17 protein-coding genes and 1 tRNA gene are annotated in these 19,162 nt (G+C 56.5%); 3 read left to right on the forward strand and 15 right to left on the reverse strand.

The genetic code is table 11. From position 1 onward, the window contains the following. The first annotated feature begins 74 nt into the window (after positions 1-74). Entirely contained in the window at positions 75-320 is a 246-nt protein-coding gene (locus CLV88_RS23470; protein WP_423827748.1) for a DUF2924 domain-containing protein, read from the forward strand. Then, positions 317-2,023 carry a recombinase family protein gene (locus tag CLV88_RS19900; RefSeq protein ID WP_243403744.1) on the forward strand — a complete coding sequence of 569 codons (1,707 nt, stop codon included), beginning with the start codon at positions 317-319 and terminating at the stop codon, positions 2,021-2,023. The genes CLV88_RS23470 and CLV88_RS19900 overlap by 4 nt, the downstream gene beginning before the upstream one ends. A gap of 351 nt (positions 2,024-2,374) precedes the next feature. On the opposite strand, the gene CLV88_RS19905 is transcribed toward CLV88_RS19900, so the two are convergent. The 15 genes from CLV88_RS19905 to ugpB all read right to left on the reverse strand — a co-directional run bounded on the left by CLV88_RS19905 (position 2,375) and on the right by ugpB (position 17,945). Next, positions 2,375-2,464: transfer RNA gene (locus CLV88_RS19905), tRNA-Ser, on the reverse strand. A gap of 71 nt (positions 2,465-2,535) precedes the next feature. Then, on the reverse strand, positions 2,536-3,255 hold the full coding sequence (locus CLV88_RS19910) for an alanyl-tRNA editing protein (RefSeq protein ID WP_106610163.1): 720 nt from the start codon (positions 3,253-3,255) through the stop codon (positions 2,536-2,538). Beyond that, the gene (locus tag CLV88_RS19915; RefSeq protein ID WP_165798953.1) at positions 3,252-5,666 is read right to left on the reverse strand and encodes a DUF3772 domain-containing protein; all 2,415 of its coding nucleotides are present in this window, start codon (positions 5,664-5,666) and stop codon (positions 3,252-3,254) included. The genes CLV88_RS19910 and CLV88_RS19915 overlap by 4 nt, the downstream gene beginning before the upstream one ends. A gap of 8 nt (positions 5,667-5,674) precedes the next feature. Further along, positions 5,675-6,706, reverse strand: coding sequence for a cysteine synthase A (locus CLV88_RS19920; protein WP_106610165.1), 1,032 nt, complete (start codon positions 6,704-6,706; stop codon positions 5,675-5,677). Between the two features lie 65 nt (positions 6,707-6,771). Then, complete coding sequence (locus tag CLV88_RS19925) at positions 6,772-7,908, reverse strand: NUDIX domain-containing protein (protein WP_106610166.1); 1,137 nt, start codon at positions 7,906-7,908, stop codon at positions 6,772-6,774. Positions 7,909-7,912: 4 nt separating this feature from the next. Next, entirely contained in the window at positions 7,913-8,353 is a 441-nt protein-coding gene (locus tag CLV88_RS19930; protein ID WP_106610167.1) for a TrgA family protein, read from the reverse strand. Then, a complete protein-coding gene (locus CLV88_RS19935; protein ID WP_106610168.1) occupies positions 8,353-9,561 on the reverse strand; it encodes an SAM-dependent methyltransferase in 1,209 nt (402 codons plus the stop codon). Before CLV88_RS19935 ends, CLV88_RS19930 begins: the two co-directional genes overlap by 1 nt. A gap of 65 nt (positions 9,562-9,626) precedes the next feature. Beyond that, complete coding sequence (locus CLV88_RS19940) at positions 9,627-11,036, reverse strand: cryptochrome/photolyase family protein (RefSeq protein ID WP_106610169.1); 1,410 nt, start codon at positions 11,034-11,036, stop codon at positions 9,627-9,629. Positions 11,037-11,091: 55 nt separating this feature from the next. Beyond that, entirely contained in the window at positions 11,092-12,312 is a 1,221-nt protein-coding gene (locus tag CLV88_RS19945; RefSeq protein WP_106610170.1) for an aminotransferase class V-fold PLP-dependent enzyme, read from the reverse strand. 6 nt (positions 12,313-12,318) lie between these two features. Continuing rightward, positions 12,319-12,735, reverse strand: coding sequence for an HIT family protein (locus CLV88_RS19950; RefSeq protein WP_106610171.1), 417 nt, complete (start codon positions 12,733-12,735; stop codon positions 12,319-12,321). A 109-nt stretch (positions 12,736-12,844) separates the two neighbouring features. Next, complete coding sequence (locus CLV88_RS19955; RefSeq protein WP_106610172.1) at positions 12,845-13,783, reverse strand: glycerophosphodiester phosphodiesterase family protein; 939 nt, start codon at positions 13,781-13,783, stop codon at positions 12,845-12,847. Then, the gene (gene ugpC, locus CLV88_RS19960; RefSeq protein WP_106610173.1) at positions 13,783-14,838 is read right to left on the reverse strand and encodes a sn-glycerol-3-phosphate ABC transporter ATP-binding protein UgpC; all 1,056 of its coding nucleotides are present in this window, start codon (positions 14,836-14,838) and stop codon (positions 13,783-13,785) included. The genes CLV88_RS19955 and ugpC overlap by 1 nt, the downstream gene beginning before the upstream one ends. A gap of 3 nt (positions 14,839-14,841) precedes the next feature. Continuing rightward, positions 14,842-15,678, reverse strand: coding sequence for a sn-glycerol-3-phosphate ABC transporter permease UgpE (gene ugpE / locus CLV88_RS19965; protein WP_106610225.1), 837 nt, complete (start codon positions 15,676-15,678; stop codon positions 14,842-14,844). 17 nt (positions 15,679-15,695) lie between these two features. Continuing rightward, positions 15,696-16,577 carry a sn-glycerol-3-phosphate ABC transporter permease UgpA gene (gene ugpA, locus CLV88_RS19970; RefSeq protein WP_106610174.1) on the reverse strand — a complete coding sequence of 294 codons (882 nt, stop codon included), beginning with the start codon at positions 16,575-16,577 and terminating at the stop codon, positions 15,696-15,698. Between the two features lie 57 nt (positions 16,578-16,634). Next, entirely contained in the window at positions 16,635-17,945 is a 1,311-nt protein-coding gene (gene ugpB / locus CLV88_RS19975; RefSeq protein ID WP_106610175.1) for a sn-glycerol-3-phosphate ABC transporter substrate-binding protein UgpB, read from the reverse strand. Between the two features lie 177 nt (positions 17,946-18,122). Here ugpB and CLV88_RS19980 point away from each other — a divergent pair, with 177 nt between their 5' ends. After that, positions 18,123-19,031, forward strand: coding sequence for a LysR substrate-binding domain-containing protein (locus CLV88_RS19980; protein ID WP_106610176.1), 909 nt, complete (start codon positions 18,123-18,125; stop codon positions 19,029-19,031). The last annotated feature ends 131 nt before the right edge of the window (positions 19,032-19,162 follow it).

The following is a 19,162-nucleotide window of genomic DNA, read 5'->3' on the forward strand; positions in this document are numbered from 1 at the left end:
GCCATTTGGCGTGACGATGGCTTAGGCGTTTTTCTGATGGATTGAGGGTTTTGTTTGGGAGCGCGCCTTGGAGCGTGCGGCTTTCATATGGCAAGCTCACAAGGGCAGTTCGGGACGAGCCCTCCACCAGGGATCCTGCGCTCAAGCCCGGCGGCCGACTGATCCGCGAATGGAATGGCGTGACCCATGTGGTCGAAGTCGTCGAGGGCGGGTTCCTCTGGAAGGGGCAGCGCTATGCCTCGCTGTCACCGATCGCCCGCGCCATCACCGGGGCCCGATGGTCCGGGCCACGGTTCTTTGGCCTGAAGAGATCGGCATGACGATGAGCAAATCACGGATACGCTGCGCGATTTACACGCGCAAATCTTCTGACGAAGGGCTCGATCAGGATTTTAACTCGCTTGACGCCCAGCACGAGGCCTGTGTTGCCTATATCGCCAGCCAGCGACATGAGGGATGGATTGCGGGCAAAGCTCGGTATGACGACGGTGGCATCTCCGGCGGCACGCTCGACCGGTCCGGCCTTCAGCGCCTGCTGGCCGACATCGACGCGGGCCGGGTTCAGATGGTGGTGGTCTACAAGATCGACCGCCTGACCCGTTCTCTCGCCGACTTCGCCAAGCTGGTGGAGCGCTTCGACGCTGCCGGCTGTTCTTTCGTCTCGGTCACCCAGGCCTTCAACACCGCCTCGTCAATGGGTCGGCTGACTCTCAATGTCCTTTTGTCCTTCGCCCAGTTTGAGCGGGAAGTCACAGCGGAACGCATCCGGGACAAGATTGCCGCTTCCAAGAAGAAGGGGCTATGGATGGGTGGAGTGCCGCCGTTGGGATACGATCCACATCCTGATCCGAAGACACGTGGGCTGTTAATCAACGCCGAGGAGGCGGAAACCGTGCGGGCAATCTACCAACTCTACGATGATCTTGGCTGCCTGAACGCGGTTATGCACTGTGCAAATGAGATGGGCCTGCAATCAAAGCTGCATCGCTTCAAATCCGGGCGGGTTCAGGGCGGCAATCCCTTCTCGCGTGGCCAGATCTATGCGCTACTGTGCAACCCGATCTACATCGGCAAGATCCGACACAAGGCATGGGTCTGGGACGGCCAGCATGACGCCATCATCGACAAAGAACTGTGGGATCAGATCCAGGACAAACTGAAATCTGCCAGCGCGCGGCCGAGATCGCGGAACGGGTTAGCGAACAGTCATACAAAAAACGGGACTGCACCGCTATCGGGCAAGCTTCGGGACGAAACCGGCGACCGGTTAACGCCCACGCATACAAAACGTCATGGTCGTCGGTTGCGGTACTACATCTCCAATCGGCTCATATCTGGTGGCACCGAACCGATTGGCTGGCGGCTTCCGGCAGCCCAATTGGAACAAGCCGTTGCCGACATCATCCTGCAGCACATTGGAAGACTTGCCCGTGGCCATCGGATCCTGACCAAGGCTGATCTTCAGGCTGGCGATGCAATACGCGACAAGGCATCGGGTTTGGCGGTGCGGCTGTCGCGAGGTGCGCCAAATCTGGTTGAAAGCCTCGTTTGTAAGGGAAGCGTCGGAAAAGGGTGCATCACCTTGGTGCTGCGCGCCACGGAACTTGCAAACGAACTGAGCCTGAGGCCGGATGAGATCGATCCGACGGCGCTCCGGATCGAATCCCCGTTTGCGCTGCGGCGGCGGGGCGTTGAGGGGAAGATAGTTGTTGGTGATCGCGAGCCCAAACCAGACCAAACCCTTCTGCGGGCCTTGGCCCGTGCGCATGCCTGGACAGCCGATCTGCGCAACGGCAAACCCTTGAGCAAAATCGCCGCCGGAACAAGCCATTCCGAATCCTACATCCGGACCCGGACCCGGACCCAGCTCGCCTTTCTTTCTCCCGCGATCCAGAAAGCGATCTTTGAGGGTCGCCAGCCAACAGACCTCACCCTCGAACGGATCGTCCGCAAACCTATTCCACTCGATTGGGATGGGCAGGCCAAATCGTACGGCTTTGACGTAAGTTTAGGTCTTCCCTGATCTTCCTCTGCACTTCCCTGTTTCTGCAGAAAAGTTCCCTGTTAATTGCGAAAAAGTTCCCTGTTAATTTGCGCAGGGAAATCGGCCGTAACATGTTGAAATACCGCCCAAAATTACGGAGTAGCTTGGCCAAATTGCTTAGATTCCAAGAAATTTCCCTGTTAATTCCCTGATAGCAGGGAATTTTCGCCCTAACCGAAGCGCCTGATGGTGCCTCCGGAGACAACCCTGGGAAATCGCCCTGAACAGCGACGCAACGGTCGTCTCTCTGGAAAGTGCCACTGTCCAAACCCCCGGAAAAACGGGAGAAAACAGGGAAAAAGGCAGATTGCTGACAGAGACTGGGGTGGGTGGCGGAGAGACAGGGATTCGAACCCTGGAGACGGTCTCCCGCCTACACACTTTCCAGGCGTGCGCCTTCGACCACTCGGCCACCTCTCCGTGCCGCGGTGTTTAGCGTCAAACATTGCCCTTCCGCAAGACCGAAAAACACCTTTCGCGCATTATCTGTGTCACCCGTCCAAATGCAGGTACACGCGACGGTTCTGGCGCCCCTTCTTCTCGATCTTGCCAATGCGGACCCGCCCGATTTCGGTGCTACGCGCCACATGTGTGCCACCACAGGGTTGCAGATCAACCTGCTCATCCTCGGTCCCGATCCGCACCAGCCGCACCTTGCCCGCACCCATTGGTGGCTTAACCGACATTGTCTTGACCAAGCCGGGGTTAGCTTCCAGCTCGGCGTCGCTGATCCAGCTTTCCGTGACACTCAGATCACGCAGGATCAGCCCATTCAGCGCCTCGTTCAGCGCGTCTTTGTCGCCGGGGGCCTCGGGCATGTCAAAATCCAACCGCCCCTTTTCGGTGCCAATGGACCCACCCGTGACTGGCAATGGAATAACCACCGATAACAAATGCAGCGCTGTGTGCACGCGCATATGGCGGTGGCGACGTTCCCAGTCCAGCACCTGCACGACCACCGTTCCAATTTCCGGCAAGGGCTCGCCCTCAACAGGCACCACCGCTATGTCGTCGCCATCGGCCTTGATTGTCGTTGCAACGCGCATCTCTTTGCCGTCCCAACGCAACGCGCCAGCGTCACCCGGCTGGCCACCCCCCGTGGCATAGAACAGGCACTCTTCCAGCACCACGCCCCCGTCTGCCGTATGCGCCGTTACACGTGTCTCAGCCTCGCGCAAATAGGCGTCCTTGCGAAACAACATCTCGCTCATCTGCTAGCTCCTTCGCCGCCATCACCGGAATCTTCACCCGGATCGAGGTCGGACATATCCGGTGAAATGACATCGCCACGCTTTTCTGTCGCGTCCTCGGGCGGTGCACTTCGCCCCGCCAATGTCTCTGGGTTGCGCAGCCATACATCGCGCTGTGCAAATGGAATTTCGATCTCTTCTTCCGTGAACCGGCGCGCGATTTCGTGGTTCATGTCCGACTTGACCGACAACGCCCAGTTCACATCGCGCAAAATGGCCCGGATCTCGAAATCCAGTGAATCCGCGCCAAACCCCTGAAATACCACAGACGGCGCTGGCTTGGCCAAAACCATCGGATGCGCATTGGCAATCTCGCCCAGAATACGCTCAATCCGGCGGGTATCGGTGCCATAGGCCACCCCCACAGGCACGATCACGCGACCAACGGTATTGCCGCGCGTATAATTGGTGACAGTCCCCGAAATCAGGTCCGAGTTCGGCACGATTACGTCGGTGCGGTCAAAGGTCTCGATCCGGGTTGAGCGCACCGAGATATCACGCACATAGCCCATCTGCCCGCCAACTTCGATCCAGTCGCCTTCCGACACAGGGCGTTCAATCAACAGGATGATGCCGCTGACAAAGTTCGACACGATTGTTTGCAGGCCAAAACCAATGCCCACCGACAACGCCCCGGCAAACAGCGCCACATTACCAAGGTCAATCCCGGCAGTATTAATTGCCACTAATGCGGCAATAAATATCCCGACATAGCCCAGCCCCGAGACAATCGCGTTTTGCCCACCCGGATCAATCTTGGTCTTGGGTAGAATCGAAACCCGCATCATGCCTTGCGCCAAGCGGGTCAACCCATAACCAATCAGGAAAATCAGGAAGAATATCGCCACGTCGCGGGGCGATATTGTTGTCCCGCCAAGCTGAATGCCGGCCGCAACCTTGGACCAGAACTCGGTCAGGTCCGACACCCGTGCGCCCCATGTCAGCGCCAAAATGGGCGTTGACGCGATAACCAACAACGTGCCCACCAGAACAGGTGCCAACAGGCTGTCTTCATCCGTTTCCAAATTGCCTGAAAGGGCCGCGAATATCTTTTTGATCAGCCGCTGTGCCACAAGCAAAAACGCAACCAGCAAAACCGTTTTTGTGGTCGCAAATACAACAAACGCCGCCATCCGCGTCATGCCGACCATGCCCAGCACCATGCCTGCCAGCGCTACGATTAGCATGAACCGCGAAATCAGATAGATCATCTGCCCAATCGGAGAGCGCCCCTCCTCGGGCCCGCCCTGCAATTCCTGTGAATGGCGCCCAATCAGCATAGCCACCCGGCTCAACGCCGCGGCTGCAACCAGCATCAAGACAAAGAACACCATCGTTTCGGATTCTGGGGCCCACTCGTCATATCGGGCGAGATAAGCAAAAAACGTGTTCCCAGCCAGCGCAAACCCAAGAACCACCCCCATTGAGCGACCAATGTTCTTTTCTCGGTTGCTCAGATGCACCTGCAACAGCGGCGTTTCGTGGCGCGAGAAAATCCGCTCGCCCAACCACTTGGCAATCAACAGCTCAAACGTCACCACCGGCAAAACCGACAGCATCACGTCGCCTCGGAACCCCGGCAAGTCGGTCGCATATACCGCCTTGGTCAGTGCCAAGACCCCCAGCATCGGCAAAACAACCTGCCCAAAAGACAGCAAAAAGGCCAGAATCCAGCGCCCAGCGGACATTTTGTCGTGCACAATCCGAGACAGGCCGCGTTGCGTCCACGGGCTGCCCCGCACGATCAAAACAATACCAATCGCCAGATAGAAAAGCATCACCGGCAATGATGATTGCAGCTCGTTGCGATGGCGTTCCTGCGCCCATCCGGTCACGAATTCCGACCAGATTAGCTTGAACGAACGATACACATCGCCGGGCGCCTTGCCCCATGTTGACGGGATCAGCGGGCTTGGCCCCTGTGTCATCAACACATCCAGCTGCCGATTGCGTAAAAGACTGTCAATCGCCCGGATCAGCTCTTCGGCTTCCGCCCTTGCCAGATCCGCCGTGCGCGCAGGTTTGCGGGCCGCCGCCAGCTCCGCTTCAATGTCCGCGCGCTGATCTGCCGCTTCGTCCGCCACGCCATCTGCCGGTTTCGGCCCCAAGGCGTCCAGCTGCGCCTGCAAAGTTTGCACAGACACCCGTTGGCGCGACGTTTCTTCGCTGAATACCTCGCGCCAGTCGGCAATCTCGTCGCGCAAGGACGCCATTGCCGGTTCCGACGCGCGATCGTTTTGAATGGCCTCCGAGGCGCGATCTGCAACCGCCTCCCACGCCCCGTAATCCGGCACCTCTTGCGCCAGAACCGACCCGCCTGTCATCACGACAAGCGTTGCGATCACTAGACAGAGGTGGCGCAACAGGCGCATGCAATGCCTCACGCGTCTTCGAAAACGCCCGGAATGCTGCTTGGGCCGGTATTGCCAAGCCATTCCGGCGTTGGCAGTCCTTTTTCCCGCAGGAATTCAGGGTTGAACAGCTTTGACTGATACCGCGTACCATAGTCGCACAGGATCGTCACAATCGTATGGCCGGGCCCCATTTCGCGCGCCATGCGCATCGCACCGGCCACGTTGATACCCGAAGAACCGCCCATGCACAGACCCTCTTCTTGCAACAGGTCAAATACAATCGGCAACGCTTCGGAATCGGGGATCTTGTAGCACATGTCGGGTTTGAACCCTTCGAGATTGGCGGTGATACGCCCCTGCCCAATACCTTCGGTGATCGAGTCACCGCCATGGTCTTCACCTGTATAAAGCTGGAACATGCCCGACCCGCCCGGATCTGCCAATGCCACCTTCACGCCCTTGGGCTGCAAAACCTCGCCAACACCTGCCAGCGTGCCACCTGATCCTACGGCACAGACAAACCCGTCTACCTTGCCATCGGTCTGTTCCCAAATCTCAGGGCCAGTGGTCTCCACATGCGACTGACGGTTAGCAACATTGTCAAACTGGTTGGCCCAGATGGCGCCATTTGGCTCAGACTTGGCCAACTCGGCCGCCAGACGCCCGGAATAGCGCACATAGTTGTTGGGGTTCTTGTATGGCGCGGCGGGCACCTGCACCAACTCCGCCCCGGCAAGGCGCAGCATGTCTTTCTTTTCTTGGCTCTGCGTTTCGGGGATCACGATCACCGTCTTAAAGCCCATCGAAGCACCCACCAGCGCAAGACCAATACCGGTATTTCCGGCTGTGCCTTCGACAATCGTACCGCCCGGTTTCAGATCACCACGCGCCAGCGCATCCTTGATGATGTATAGCGCCGCGCGGTCCTTGACCGACTGGCCCGGGTTCATAAATTCAGCCTTGCCCAGAATTTCGCAGCCCGTAGCCTCACTGGCCTTGTTCAACCGAATAAGAGGGGTATTGCCAATGGCTTCCGCCAGGTCGCGCGCGGTGTGCATTCCGACATCCTTTTCAAATCGTTCAAACCCTGTGTAGGGAACAGTTTGCGGGAACTCAAGACACCTCAGGTCGCCCCCCGCACCTGTTCTTGCAACCGGTTGCGATGCCGCGCCAGCCACAGCGCCGCCAATACCAGCGGCGCATTCACAATTTGTCCCCTATCCACCATGTCCATCAGGTCTTCGAAACGGAACAGGAAAGACCGGATATCTTCCGCCTCTTCCTCTAGCCCCGACACCCCGACAACACCGTCTGGCAAATCCGCGATGCCGACGTAAATGTTGTAGTATTCGGTGCTGCAACCGGGGCTGGCATAACAATGCGCCACATCCTCCAGCGCGCTCAGCTCTAGCCCGGCTTCCTCTCGGGCCTCTCGATGTGCCGTGATCAGCGCGCTCTCATTTCGGTCAATCCGCCCGGCAATTGGTTCTAGCTGCCAAGGCTTTTCATCCCCCCGTGCATACGGGCCAGGGCGGAACTGTTCGATCAACAGCACCCTGTCACGTACCGGATCATAGGGCAGAACAATAACCGCATCGGTCGCCACAAATACCGCGCGGCGCACCATTTCACTCTCGCGACCGTCATAACGACGAAACGTAAGGTCATATTCTTCCAGCGTAAAATAGTTTGCATACGGTCGTGTCATCGACACATCGGTCACATCTCGCGCATCCAGCCCGCCGGGACTATGCGCCAGATTGTTGACGCGCGCGTTCACCTTCGCAGTCGCCCGCGCCTCAATCATCGGCAGCATCGCATCCACGACTTCCCGGCTGCGCGACCCGAAATAGCTCATCTCTTCAATCGCGCCAAAAACCGACCAGTTGCCTTGCGCTTCGACCCATCCAGCCAACGACCACGTTCCGTCCCGCTCCCACAGCCCTGGCTCTGGGAAAAACACACGCGTATCGTGCGTTTTTCCATTGGCCTGCACTTGCACCGGCTCCAGGTCGTAATCAAACCCACCTTCGTAAAACCGCAGCCGCTCAACATCGAGGTCGCTCAAGCCGAAAACCAGAATGCCCTTGGCCCCATTGCCACCGGCCGCAATCATCGGGAACACTTCGTTTTTGACCGCAAACACCTCGTGATCAACCAGAACCGCATCAACAACATCCAACGCTTCAGCATCGCGACCCAACACAACAGAAAGCAAGGGCACGTGTCGAAGCGTGCCGTAAAAAAACAAAGAATTCATACAATTATCTCCAGCGGTGAAAGGCGTATTCTGCGGCCAGTCCCGACAAAATCGCCCCAACACCAAGCGCAATCAACACCGGCGGGTCAAGCAGATAAAAACTGTATTCCATCGCGATCTCAACAATCTGCTGAATTGCCACAATCGGGTCTTCGTAGCGTCGGTTCAACGCCCGGTCGAGCATTTCTTCAGCGCCAAAGAACAGCAACCCAACAGCGACAAAAGCCACCACACCCGTAATACCATTGTTCAGCGCCATGGCCGTTCCACGCCCGGCGCGCCGACCCAGCACGCGCCACCCGACAATCAGGCCCAGCCCTGCACTCAATATGGTGAAATTGCCCGCATCAAATCCTTCCGGAAAACTCGGTTTGATCAGTTCAGCAACCATCGCACCCAGAATAGCTAGGCTCAAGGCAGCGACCAGTTTGTTGGCTGTCAGCATCAGTTGGGTCTGGATATCGTTATTTGCGTTACGTCGCAGCTTCCACTGTGAAACGCCGCCGCGCAAGAGGTCAGGTAAAAATTCCACATCCGGCGAAACCGCTCGTCAAACCCTTGCGCCTGCACGTCGTCCCACCGGGCGTTGAAATCTTCGTACCAGCGGCGCAGGGTTTGGCTGTAGCTTTCGCCAAATTCTACCGACTTAACGAAACTCAATCCCGCTTTACTCACCTCTTCCTTAAGCGCGGTTGGGCTCGGCAACATGCCGCCGGGAAAGATGTATTTCTGAATAAAATCAACACCTTTTCGATAAGCCTCAAAGCGAGATTCTTCTATAGTAATAATCTGCAACGTCGCTTGTTTGCCCGGCTTCAAACGTTCGCGCACGGTCTCAAAATAGACGGGCCAGTATTTTTCGCCCACCGCTTCAAACATCTCAATGCTGGCAATTCCGTCATATTGCCCGGTTTCATCCCTGTAATCCTGCAACTTGAATTCAACCAAATCAGAAAGTCCAGCTTTTTCAATGCGTTCACGCGCGTACTTCAACTGTTCTTCCGAGATGGTCAGCCCTGTGACCTTCAAACCACGCTCCTTGGCGGCATATTCGGCAAACCCGCCCCAGCCACAACCAATTTCCAGCACATGGTCGCCCGGTTGCACGCCCATTTGATCCACCATCGACGCATACTTGGCGGTCTGTGCGGCCTCCATGCTCTCTTGTCCGGTCTCAAAAATAGCCGAGGAATAAGTCATCGTATCGTCCAGCCACAATGCGTAGAATTCATTCCCCAGATCATAGTGATAGGAAATGTTCTTCTTGGCCTGCGTTTTAGAGTTCGAATTCATCCAATGGCGCAGCCGCTCAAAGGCGCGCACGAAGAACATGCCGGGAAACCCGTCATATAGCGCATCATTGTCACAGCGCAGGAAATCGCAGAACGCCTGTAAATCCGGGCTCGACCACCACCCTTCAAGATAAGCATCACAAAACCCAAGTTCACCTTCGCGCATCAACCGCCCAAAGGTGTCGCCATTGTGTACATGCATCTCACAGACCGGACCGGGCCGTGGCCCCTCGGCACGGAACACCCGGCCGTCATCCATAACAAAATCGATCCTCCCGCAATTGATCTTTTTCGCGGTGTCAAACACCGCTGAAAAATAACGTGGCAGATCAGATTCCCCCTGCGTCGTCGTCAGATACATGCAATCCCTCCCCTTTGAGATTTTGAAATTCAGGCTAGGCGTTAAACAGGTCAATCGGCAAGAATTTATTGCGATTTCACGTCACCATAGGCCGCAAGCGCTGCGTCGCGCCCTTGCTTGAGGCCCACAATCGGCTTGAGAACGGGCTGTTGCATCGTTTCGTGCCAGGATTTCGGCGTCGCGGCATGGAACTGATCCGTATGATCATCCTGCGCACCATAACGGTCCGCCAACCACCGCCGCCGATAGATTTGGCGCGCATCAAACTGATCTGCCTGCCGATCCGGGTTGAAAATCCGAAAAAACGGCGCCGCGTCCGGCCCCGATCCGGCCACCCATTGCCACCCCATGGCATTGCTCGCCGCGTCCCAATCCACCAGACAATCCTGAAACCATTTCAGCCCCAACCGCCAATGACTCCGCAGATGTTTGGTCAGATAGCTTGCCGTAATCATCCGGGCCCGGTTGTGCATTTTGCCGGTTACATACAACTCTCGCATCGCCGCATCCACCAACGCGACACCTGTGCGCCCCTGGCACCAAGCCAAGTAATGCGGATGCGCCTCATCCTCGATCCACTCAAACCGATCCCAGCCTGCGCGCCAGTTTTCACGATCCAGGGTTGGAAAATGCCACATCAAATGCCACGCAAACTCACGCCACACCACTTCCTTCAGGAAATGCTCAGCGCCGCGTTTGCCCTCTTCCATCGCGCGCTGCCCGGCGGCCCAGCATTGCAGTGGGCTGATCTCCCCGACACTCAGCGCATCCGAAAGACCCGATGTCGCGTCGCGATCCATAAAATCCCGCGCATCCTTATAGGCGTCGATGCGCTCCACGACAAAATCATCCAACCGCGTTACTGACGCGGCCTCTCCCGCGGACACATGACGCGCCACCACCTCCGCCCCACGTTGCATATCTCGAGACAGGTGCCAATCGTCCAATGCATCACTGGCCGGCCACGCATCAGGCGCGATCAGTTTCGGTATTGGTAAAACGTTCGGCAACACCCTGCCACGCACTGCTTTCCAAAACGGCGAATACACGCGAAACGGCCCGCCCGCCCCGGTCTCAACCGTCCAAGGCTCAAACAACAATGTGCCGGCGTAACTGCGCGCCTCAACGCCAATTTCCGAAAGTCCAGCCTTCAATGCGGTGTCTGTGGCTACACCATCGGGATCATATCGACGGCTCCAATACACCGCATCCGCACCGGATTCGCGGATCAGCTCGTGAACAAGACTTGCCGCTTCACCTCGCCTCAGGATCACTCGCATCCCGCGCTTTTCCAGATCCGCGCTAAAACACGCCAAGGACAGGCCCAACCGCATTTTGGCCGCCCCACCCAAACTCGTCACCGCATCATCCAACAGAACCACCGGGATCACCGCGCCGCGATCCGCCGCAGCCGTCAGCGCAGGATGATCGCTCAGCCGCAGATCACGCCTGAACAATACGATTGTCTGTTTCATAATTGCGCTGTCCCTTTGTCTTTTTCAGAGCTTACGAAGGGCACAACAAACAGGATCACAAAACGGCTTCAAGCCCTTCCAAAAGTTGATCAATTTCCGCTTGCGACGTGTAATGCACAAAGCTCACGCGCAAAACACCTCGGGCCATATCCACCCCTTGCGCTTCCAGTGCGCGCACCACGTAGAAATCTCCACCGCCCGCCATAATCCCATGATCCGCCAATTTCGCCGCCAGCGCCTCACCCGGTGCGTTTGCAGCCATCGCCACGGTTGGCGCACGCAAATTGGCGTCGGCAGGCCCGATCAAGCGCACCGAGTTGCGCGAAGCCACAAAATCCAGCACCGGCTGCAACAGCTCTATCTCACGTGCGCGCATCAGGTCATGCACCGCCGCCGCCGTCGCCGCGGGCGTTTCGCCCAGAACGCCGTGATGCGCCGCCAACGCCTCTGCGTAATCCACCATGCCCGCACTGGCCGCGATCTGTGCATGATCCGGCCCTGCCGGAGTGAACCGTTTATACAACGTGTCACCGTTGAAATAATGCCCCTGATTGGGCAGCATCATTCCCAGGTTGCGCCGCATCACCATAACGCCCTGATGTGGACCGTAGGTTTTGTAAGCCGAAAACAGATAGATATCCGCCCCCAGCGCCCCAACATCGGGCAAGCCGTGGGGCGCATAGCTCACCCCGTCCACGCAAACAAACGCGCCCGCCGCATGTGCCAGCGACGAAATCCGCGCCACCGGATTAATTTCACCCACAACGTTCGAGCAATGCGGCAAACACACCAAGCGCACCCGGTCATCCAGCAAATTGGCAAGATCCTCCGGGTCCAAATGACCGGTCTCTGGATTGATACGCCATTCGCGCACCTCAATCCCGTCGTCAGCTAATCGGCGCCACGGGCCGGTATTGGCCTCGTGATCCTGATTGGTCACAATGATGACATCACCCGGATCCATCCAAGCGCGAAACGCCTGAGCAAGCACATAGGTGTTCTGCGTGCTCGACGGGCCAAAGCTCACTTCGTCCGTCTCAACCCCCAGCATCGCCGCCAACCGCGCGCGCGCCTCGTCCATCTCGGCCCCGGCCAGCTCAGACGCCTGATAGGGAGCATAAGGTTGCACCTTGCGCTGCGTGTAAAACCGTGTCAGCCGGTCGATGACCTGAGCACAGGTATAGCTGCCCCCGGCATTTTCAAAAAATGCCTGCCCGGCAAGCGATGGCTCATCAAAGGCCGGAAACTGGCTCCGGACAAAATCTACATCCAACATATAACTCTAATCCAAAGCCGCGCGAATTTTCTCTGCATGCGCCTTGAGCACATCAAAATCTGCCATCTTTCCGGGGGGGCGCAGGCTTACGCCTTCATGGCGCGGCAGCACATGATAATGCAGGTGGAACACTTCTTGCCCACCAGCCGCTTCGTTGAATTGCTGCACCGTGACGCCATCTGCATCAAACGCCTTCATCACCGCGTGCCCCATCTTCTGGACTGTGCTCAGACAGGTCGCCAACTGTTCAGGCTTCGCATCCAGCATGTTTCGACAGGGGGTTTTGGGAATGATAAGACAATGCCCATCCGCGCGCGGCATAATATCCATGAACACATAAGTATGTTCATCTTCAAAGAGCTTTTCGCTCGGAATTTCACCGCGCAGAATCTTCGCAAAAATATTGTCGTTGTCATATGCCATGGGCGGCCCCTGTGCCGGAATCGTAATCACTCGCTGCACACCCTGCCCTTGGCTTTGAACTTGCGCAACCCGTAGCCCTACTTGGCAACCGCATTCGCCCCGCGTGAACCTACCCCAGCCAGCGAATCCCACAATCCGCCAGTTGCCTTTGCACCCGACCGGGATAATCGGTGACAATCGCATCAACCTGCAAATCGATCATCCGGCCAATATCTGCTGGTTCATTCACGGTCCAAACTGCAATACCCAGATCCAGATGCTTGGCCCGTGCAACGGCTGCCTCGGTCACATCATAAACATAAGGGCACCAAAGCCGCCCACCCGCCGCATGAACCATATCCGGGATCTGCGCACTCTTACCCTGAAAGTTGGGGCTTATTGACTTGGCGGATTCTTCACCGACCTCGTCTTCGTTTTCCGGCAATTGGGTCAGAAAAGACGCAGCAATATCAGGCGCCTGCCGTTGGCATTCTGCCAATAAGTTCCAGTCAAAACTATGCAACAGCACTCGGTTTTCCAACCCACCTGCTCGCAGCATAGACACCACCGTGCTGACCATCTCAGACCGGTAGTCTGCGTCTTCCGCAAAATCGGGATCCGACTTCAGTTCCAGCATCAAATGCGCGTGGCTGAACGCGTCGCGCATAATACAATCCAGCAATTCCTGAAGGCGCGGAACGCGAATGCCATCCAGCTGCGCCTGATCCGGAAACCGCTTTCCGTAATCCGTCGCCCCGTCAATCCGGCCAATATCAAACGCTTGAACCTCAGCCCAAGTCAGAGATGCCACCTTTGGCTCCTCACCTTTGATAAACTGGCCGTCCGACCCCCTGAACGTGGGCGCATGCAAACTTGTATTATGGGTGATCACCGGAACACGATCCGCCGTCATAACGACGTCAAACTCAAGCAGCGCCGCGCCCGTATTCATGGCAAATTCGAAGCCGATCATGGAATTCTCAGGCAGAATACCGCGGGCTCCGCGATGCCCGACAACACGGATTAGGCCCTTACCTCCACGAAAGGCATCAACAGCGGGAAAATGCATTAAACACTCAGCCTTTGACCTGTCTTTGGATCAAACAAGTGGATATTCGCCGCATCCACTGAGAACCGGAGCGGTGCGGCCTTTTCGTTGACCGGATGCACACCGGGCAGGCTGATTGTGATCGGCACATCCCCCGCTGAGAGTTTGCCATGCAATAGCGTATTGGCGCCCAGCGGTTCGGCCATCTGAACAACAACCTCAAGTGGACCATCTGCATCCTGCACCATGTGTTCCGGGCGGATACCCAGCTTAACAGCGCCGTCCGCTCCAGTCGCCGGACCAATCACCGCATCACCCAGCTTGATCGCCCCACCAACAATCTGCGCTTCAAACACATTCATCGCCGGGCTGCCAATGAACTGCGCGGCAAACAGCGTCTTTGGCGTCTCATACACTTCAAGCGGTGTTCCGATCTGCTCGGCGACACCCGCATTCATGACAATCATGCGGTCCGCCATCGTCATCGCCTCGACCTGATCATGCGTCACATAAAGCGACGTAATACCCAGCTTGTCCTGCAATTCGCGGATCTCCAGCCGCATCTGAACCCGTAGTTTTGCATCCAGATTGGAAAGCGGCTCGTCGAACAGGAAAACGGCAGGCTCGCGCACAATCGCACGCCCCATTGCCACCCTCTGACGCTGACCACCCGAAAGCTGGCGCGGCTGGCGATCCAGCAGTGGCTCAAGCTGTAGAAGCTTGGCGGCTTCGTCGACTTTTGCGTTGATCTCGGCCTTAGCCAGGCCCGCAATCTTCAGGCTATAACCCATGTTCTGGCGCACGGTCATATGCGGATAAAGCGCATAATTCTGGAAAACCATCGCGATATCGCGGTCCATCGGTTCTTTTTCGTTGGCGCGTTCACCGCCAATGAAAACATCCCCCGAACTGACTGTCTCCAATCCTGCTACCATTCGCAACAGCGTGGATTTCCCGCACCCAGATGGCCCGACAATCACAATGAACTCGCCATCCTCAATGGCAACATCGATCCCGTGGATCACATCCGTATCGCCAAAGTTCTTTTTGACGTTTTCAAGTTTGACAGTTGCCATGGGTTATTTCTCGCTATCGACTAAGCCGCGGACAAAGAGTTTCTGCATAGACACCACAACAATCACAGGTGGGATCATTGCAAGGATCGACGTCGCCATAATCACCGGCCATTCAGCAACGTCATCACCGCTCGGGAACATCTGTTTGATGCCCATAACGATGGTATTCATTTCGGGGTCGGTGGTGATCAACAGCGGCCACAAATATTGGTTCCATCCATAGATAAACAGAATCACAAACAGGGCCGCAATATTGGTGCGGCTCATCGGCACGACGATGTCGATGAAAAACCGCATCGGCCGCGCCCCGTCCACACGCGCCGCCTCGGCCAGCTCGTCCGGAATGGTCAGGAAAAACTGGCGAAACAGGAACGTGGCCGTTGCCGAAGCAATCAGAGGAAAAATCAATCCAGAATAGCTGTTGAGCATCCCGAACCCGGCGACCACTTCGAATGTCGGTACGATCCGCACCTCAACCGGCAGCATCAGGGTCAAAAAGATCATCCAAAAGAATGTCGACCGCCCCGGAAACCGGAAATAGACAATCGCAAACGCGCTGAGCAGCGAAATAATGATTTTACCCACCGCGATACCAATGGCCATCACAAGGCTGTTGAACAGCATGGTCGCCACCGGGACATTGACCCCGGAAAACAGGGCCGCTTTGTAGTTCTCCCAAAAATGCCCACCCGGCAGCAACGGCATGGGCGGCGACACGATCTCTGGCTGCGACACCGTCGAGGCCACAAAGGCCAGCCAGATCGGAAAGAAAATGACGATAACGCCCAATATCATAAAGACATGTGTCATCCAGATACCGGCGCCACGCTTCTCAACCATGCCACTTTGCTGGGCCATCAGTAGTGCACCCTCTTCTCGACATATTTGAATTGAATGACCGTCAGCACACCAACCACGATCAACAAAATCACAGACTGCGCAGAAGACGATCCCAGATCCTGACCGACAAACCCGTCAGCGAACACCTTGTACACAAGGATTGTCGTCGACTGCTGCGGCCCACCCGAGGTGATGGTGTGGATCACACCAAAGGTTTCGAAAAAGGCATAAACAACGTTTACGACCAACAGGAAAAACGCCGTTGGCGACAACATCGGCAGCACAATCGTAAAAAACCGCCGCCAGAAATGCGCGCCATCAATGGCCGCTGCCTCGATCACAGAGCGCGGCACAGATTGCAGCGCGGCAAAGAAAAACAGAAAGTTATAACTGATCCGCCCCCAGGCCGATGCAACCACAACCAGCCCCATCGCCTCGCCACCGTTCAAAACGTGATTCCAGTCATATCCCAGCTGCCCCAGATACCACGACACAACGCCAACGCGCGTATTGAACATAAACAGCCACAAAACACCCGCCACTGCCGGGGCAACGGCGTATGGCCAGATCAGCATCGTGCGATATACCCCCGATCCCTTGATCAACCGGTCCGCAATGACCGCAAGGAACAGGGCCGGCACCATCGAGCACAACGTCACCAGAATTGAGAAAATCGCCGTCGTCAGAAAAGATGTTCGGTAGTACTTGTCGCCCAGCAGGTATTCAAAATTGCCAAAGCCAACAAACTGCGCCGAAAGCCCAAACGGGTCCGGAATAAACAGCGATTGCCAGATCGCCTGCCCTGCGGGGTAAAAAAAGAATACCGCCGAGATGATCACTTGTGGCGCAATCAACAGCAGCGGCAGCCACCACCCGCGAAACGTGACACGTTTTTCCATGAAACCCGCCTTGAAACAGAATGCGGGCTCCGAAGAGCCCGCATTAGAAGTTAAACCTTAACGGTTGGCTTGCTCAAAGCGGCGCAGCAAGGCATCGCCGCGTTCTTTGGCGCTGTCCATCGCTTCCTGAGCTGATTTGTCACCGGCCCAGATCGCTTCCAACTCTTCGTCGATGATGCCGCGAATCTGATCAAACGACCCCAGACGCAGACCCTTGGAATTGGCCGTCGGCTGATTTGCTGTCATTTGAATGACCGCAATGTCGGTGCCGGGGTTTTCGTCATAGAAACCCGCTGCACGTGTGGCTTCGCCCGCTTCGATTGTGATCGGCAGATAGCCGGTGTTCTGGTGCCATGCCGCCTGAACGTCCGAGGTCGACAAGAAGCTCATGAACTCGCCAACGCCTTTATATTCTTCGGCGTCATGACCAGACATGACCCACAATGATGCGCCACCAATGATCGTGTTCTGTGGCTCATCCGCGACGGCTTTCCAATATGGCAACGGACGCACTTCGAAATCGAACTTCGCCTCAGAGCTGATCCCGGCATATCCCGCCGAGCTTTCGGTGAACAATGCACATTCGCCCGCGCGGAAGTTCGCGCCACCTTCATTACGGCGACCGGTATAGATGAACTTGCCATCCTTGGCCCATTCACCCATCGCGGTCAGGTGCGCCACCTGCCCCGGACCATTCAGCATCAGTTCGGTATCCAGACCGGCAAAGCCGTTATCCTGTGATGCGAACGGCACATTGTGATAGGCCGAGAAGTTCTCCAGATGGATCCAGCTCTGCCAAGCTGTGACCAGCGGGCAATCTTCGCCACCAGCCTTCAACGCGTCCAGAACTTCGCCAACCTGTTCCCATGTCGACATGTCGGTGTCCGGGTCAACTCCAGCCGCCGACATCGCATCGCGGTTCACCCACAAAACAGGTGTCGACGAATTGAATGGCAGCGACAGCATGTCACCATCGGTGGTTGTGTAATAGCCTTTGACCGCACCGATATAGGCATCCGGATCAAAGCTCGCTCCGCTTTCACCCATCACTTCGTAAACAGGCCGGATCGCGCCGCCCGCGGCCATCATCGTGGCTGTGCCAACTTCGAAAACCATCAGAATATGGGGTTGTTCCTGCGCCCGGAACGCTGCAATGCCCGCGTTCAGGGTCTCGGAATAGTTACCCTTGTGGCTCTGCACCACAACGTAATCGCTCTGGCTGGCGTTGAACTCTTCAACCTGTGCCGCAACCAGCTCGCCCAAGCGACCGGTAAAAGCGTGCCAAAACTGTACTTCTGTCTGAGCCATCGCGGCAATTGGCGATAGCGCAGTGGTCGCGGCGATCGCGCCGAGTAGATACTTTTTCATATTTCCTCCCTTGCATCTTTGTGATGCGTCGACGGTTTGAAGCAGCCCAAGCTGCGGAATGTCGAATTTAATATCGGAGAGCTTACAGCCCTTAGATTATAATTCAACCTGACAAGAGTGGTATTTCTCATAACACAAAGTTATACCCTTAAGACAAACGAACGAGGTTTCCGATCCATGAGCCAATCCAAAACGCCCCGAATCCGGCAACTCGAAGCATTGATGGCGGTAACACGTAACGGTTCTGTGACTGCGGCAGCGGCGGATCTCGGAATTAGCCAACCAGCAACAAGCCGCCTATTGTCCGACCTTGGAAAAGAGTTTGGATTTCAACTGTTTGACAAACGCGACGGCCAGCTTGTTCCATCCCAGGAAGTCCGGTTGCTGCAACCTGATATCCAGCGGGTGCTAGAGCTCATGCGGCAGATTTCAGACGTCAGCAAAGACATCACCCAGCGCAAGGCTGGCCACATCCGGATCGCCTGTCTGCCGGGCTTTGCCACCAGCCACCTGCCCGGCGTTGTGGCACGGTTTCTCAAGGACAGACCCGGCGTCAGCATCACAATCGAACCCGACAGGCCCGAACGAATCCTCGAATGGATGATTGGCGAACAATATGATTTTGGCATCACGGACGGTTTTGCCGGTCACCCCGCCGTAGACCGACAGGACGTCAAAATTCGAACGGTCTGCATTTTTCCAACGGGTCACCGCCTTGAACTTCAGGATCAGATAACCCCCAAAGACCTCGCCCACGAACCTCTCATTCACACCCGCCGAGACAGCGATTTTTTCATGCAACTGTCTCGCCAGTTTCAGGCGGCGCATGTTGAAATCAACTCTCGCGTCGAAGTCCGGCAATTTACAGCCGCCTGTGAACTTGTCTGCGCAGGTACAGGTGTTTCAGTTGTCAGCGAACTGGATGCCGTTAAATACAAGGGCCAAGGACTCAACTACCGCCCATTTGCCCCGCAATTGCCCCACGCGGTCTCACTTGTTCGCCCCATATTAAAGACGCCGTCATTGATTACACTGGAGTTCAAAGAGCTGTTCCGAGATAGCCTTAGCCCCTTCCTCATCCCGTGACAGCACCGCCAGTCCCACAAAAGCCCAAAAAAACCGGAAAAAAAGACACTTCCCAAACATTGGAAATTGTTTACGCTATTGTTCATCAGACAGTTTGAACGGCGTCATACGCCGGGCGGGCGGCGCTTGTC

Source organism: Shimia abyssi (genome assembly GCF_003014475.1).
Lineage (GTDB): Bacteria > Pseudomonadota > Alphaproteobacteria > Rhodobacterales > Rhodobacteraceae > Shimia > Shimia abyssi.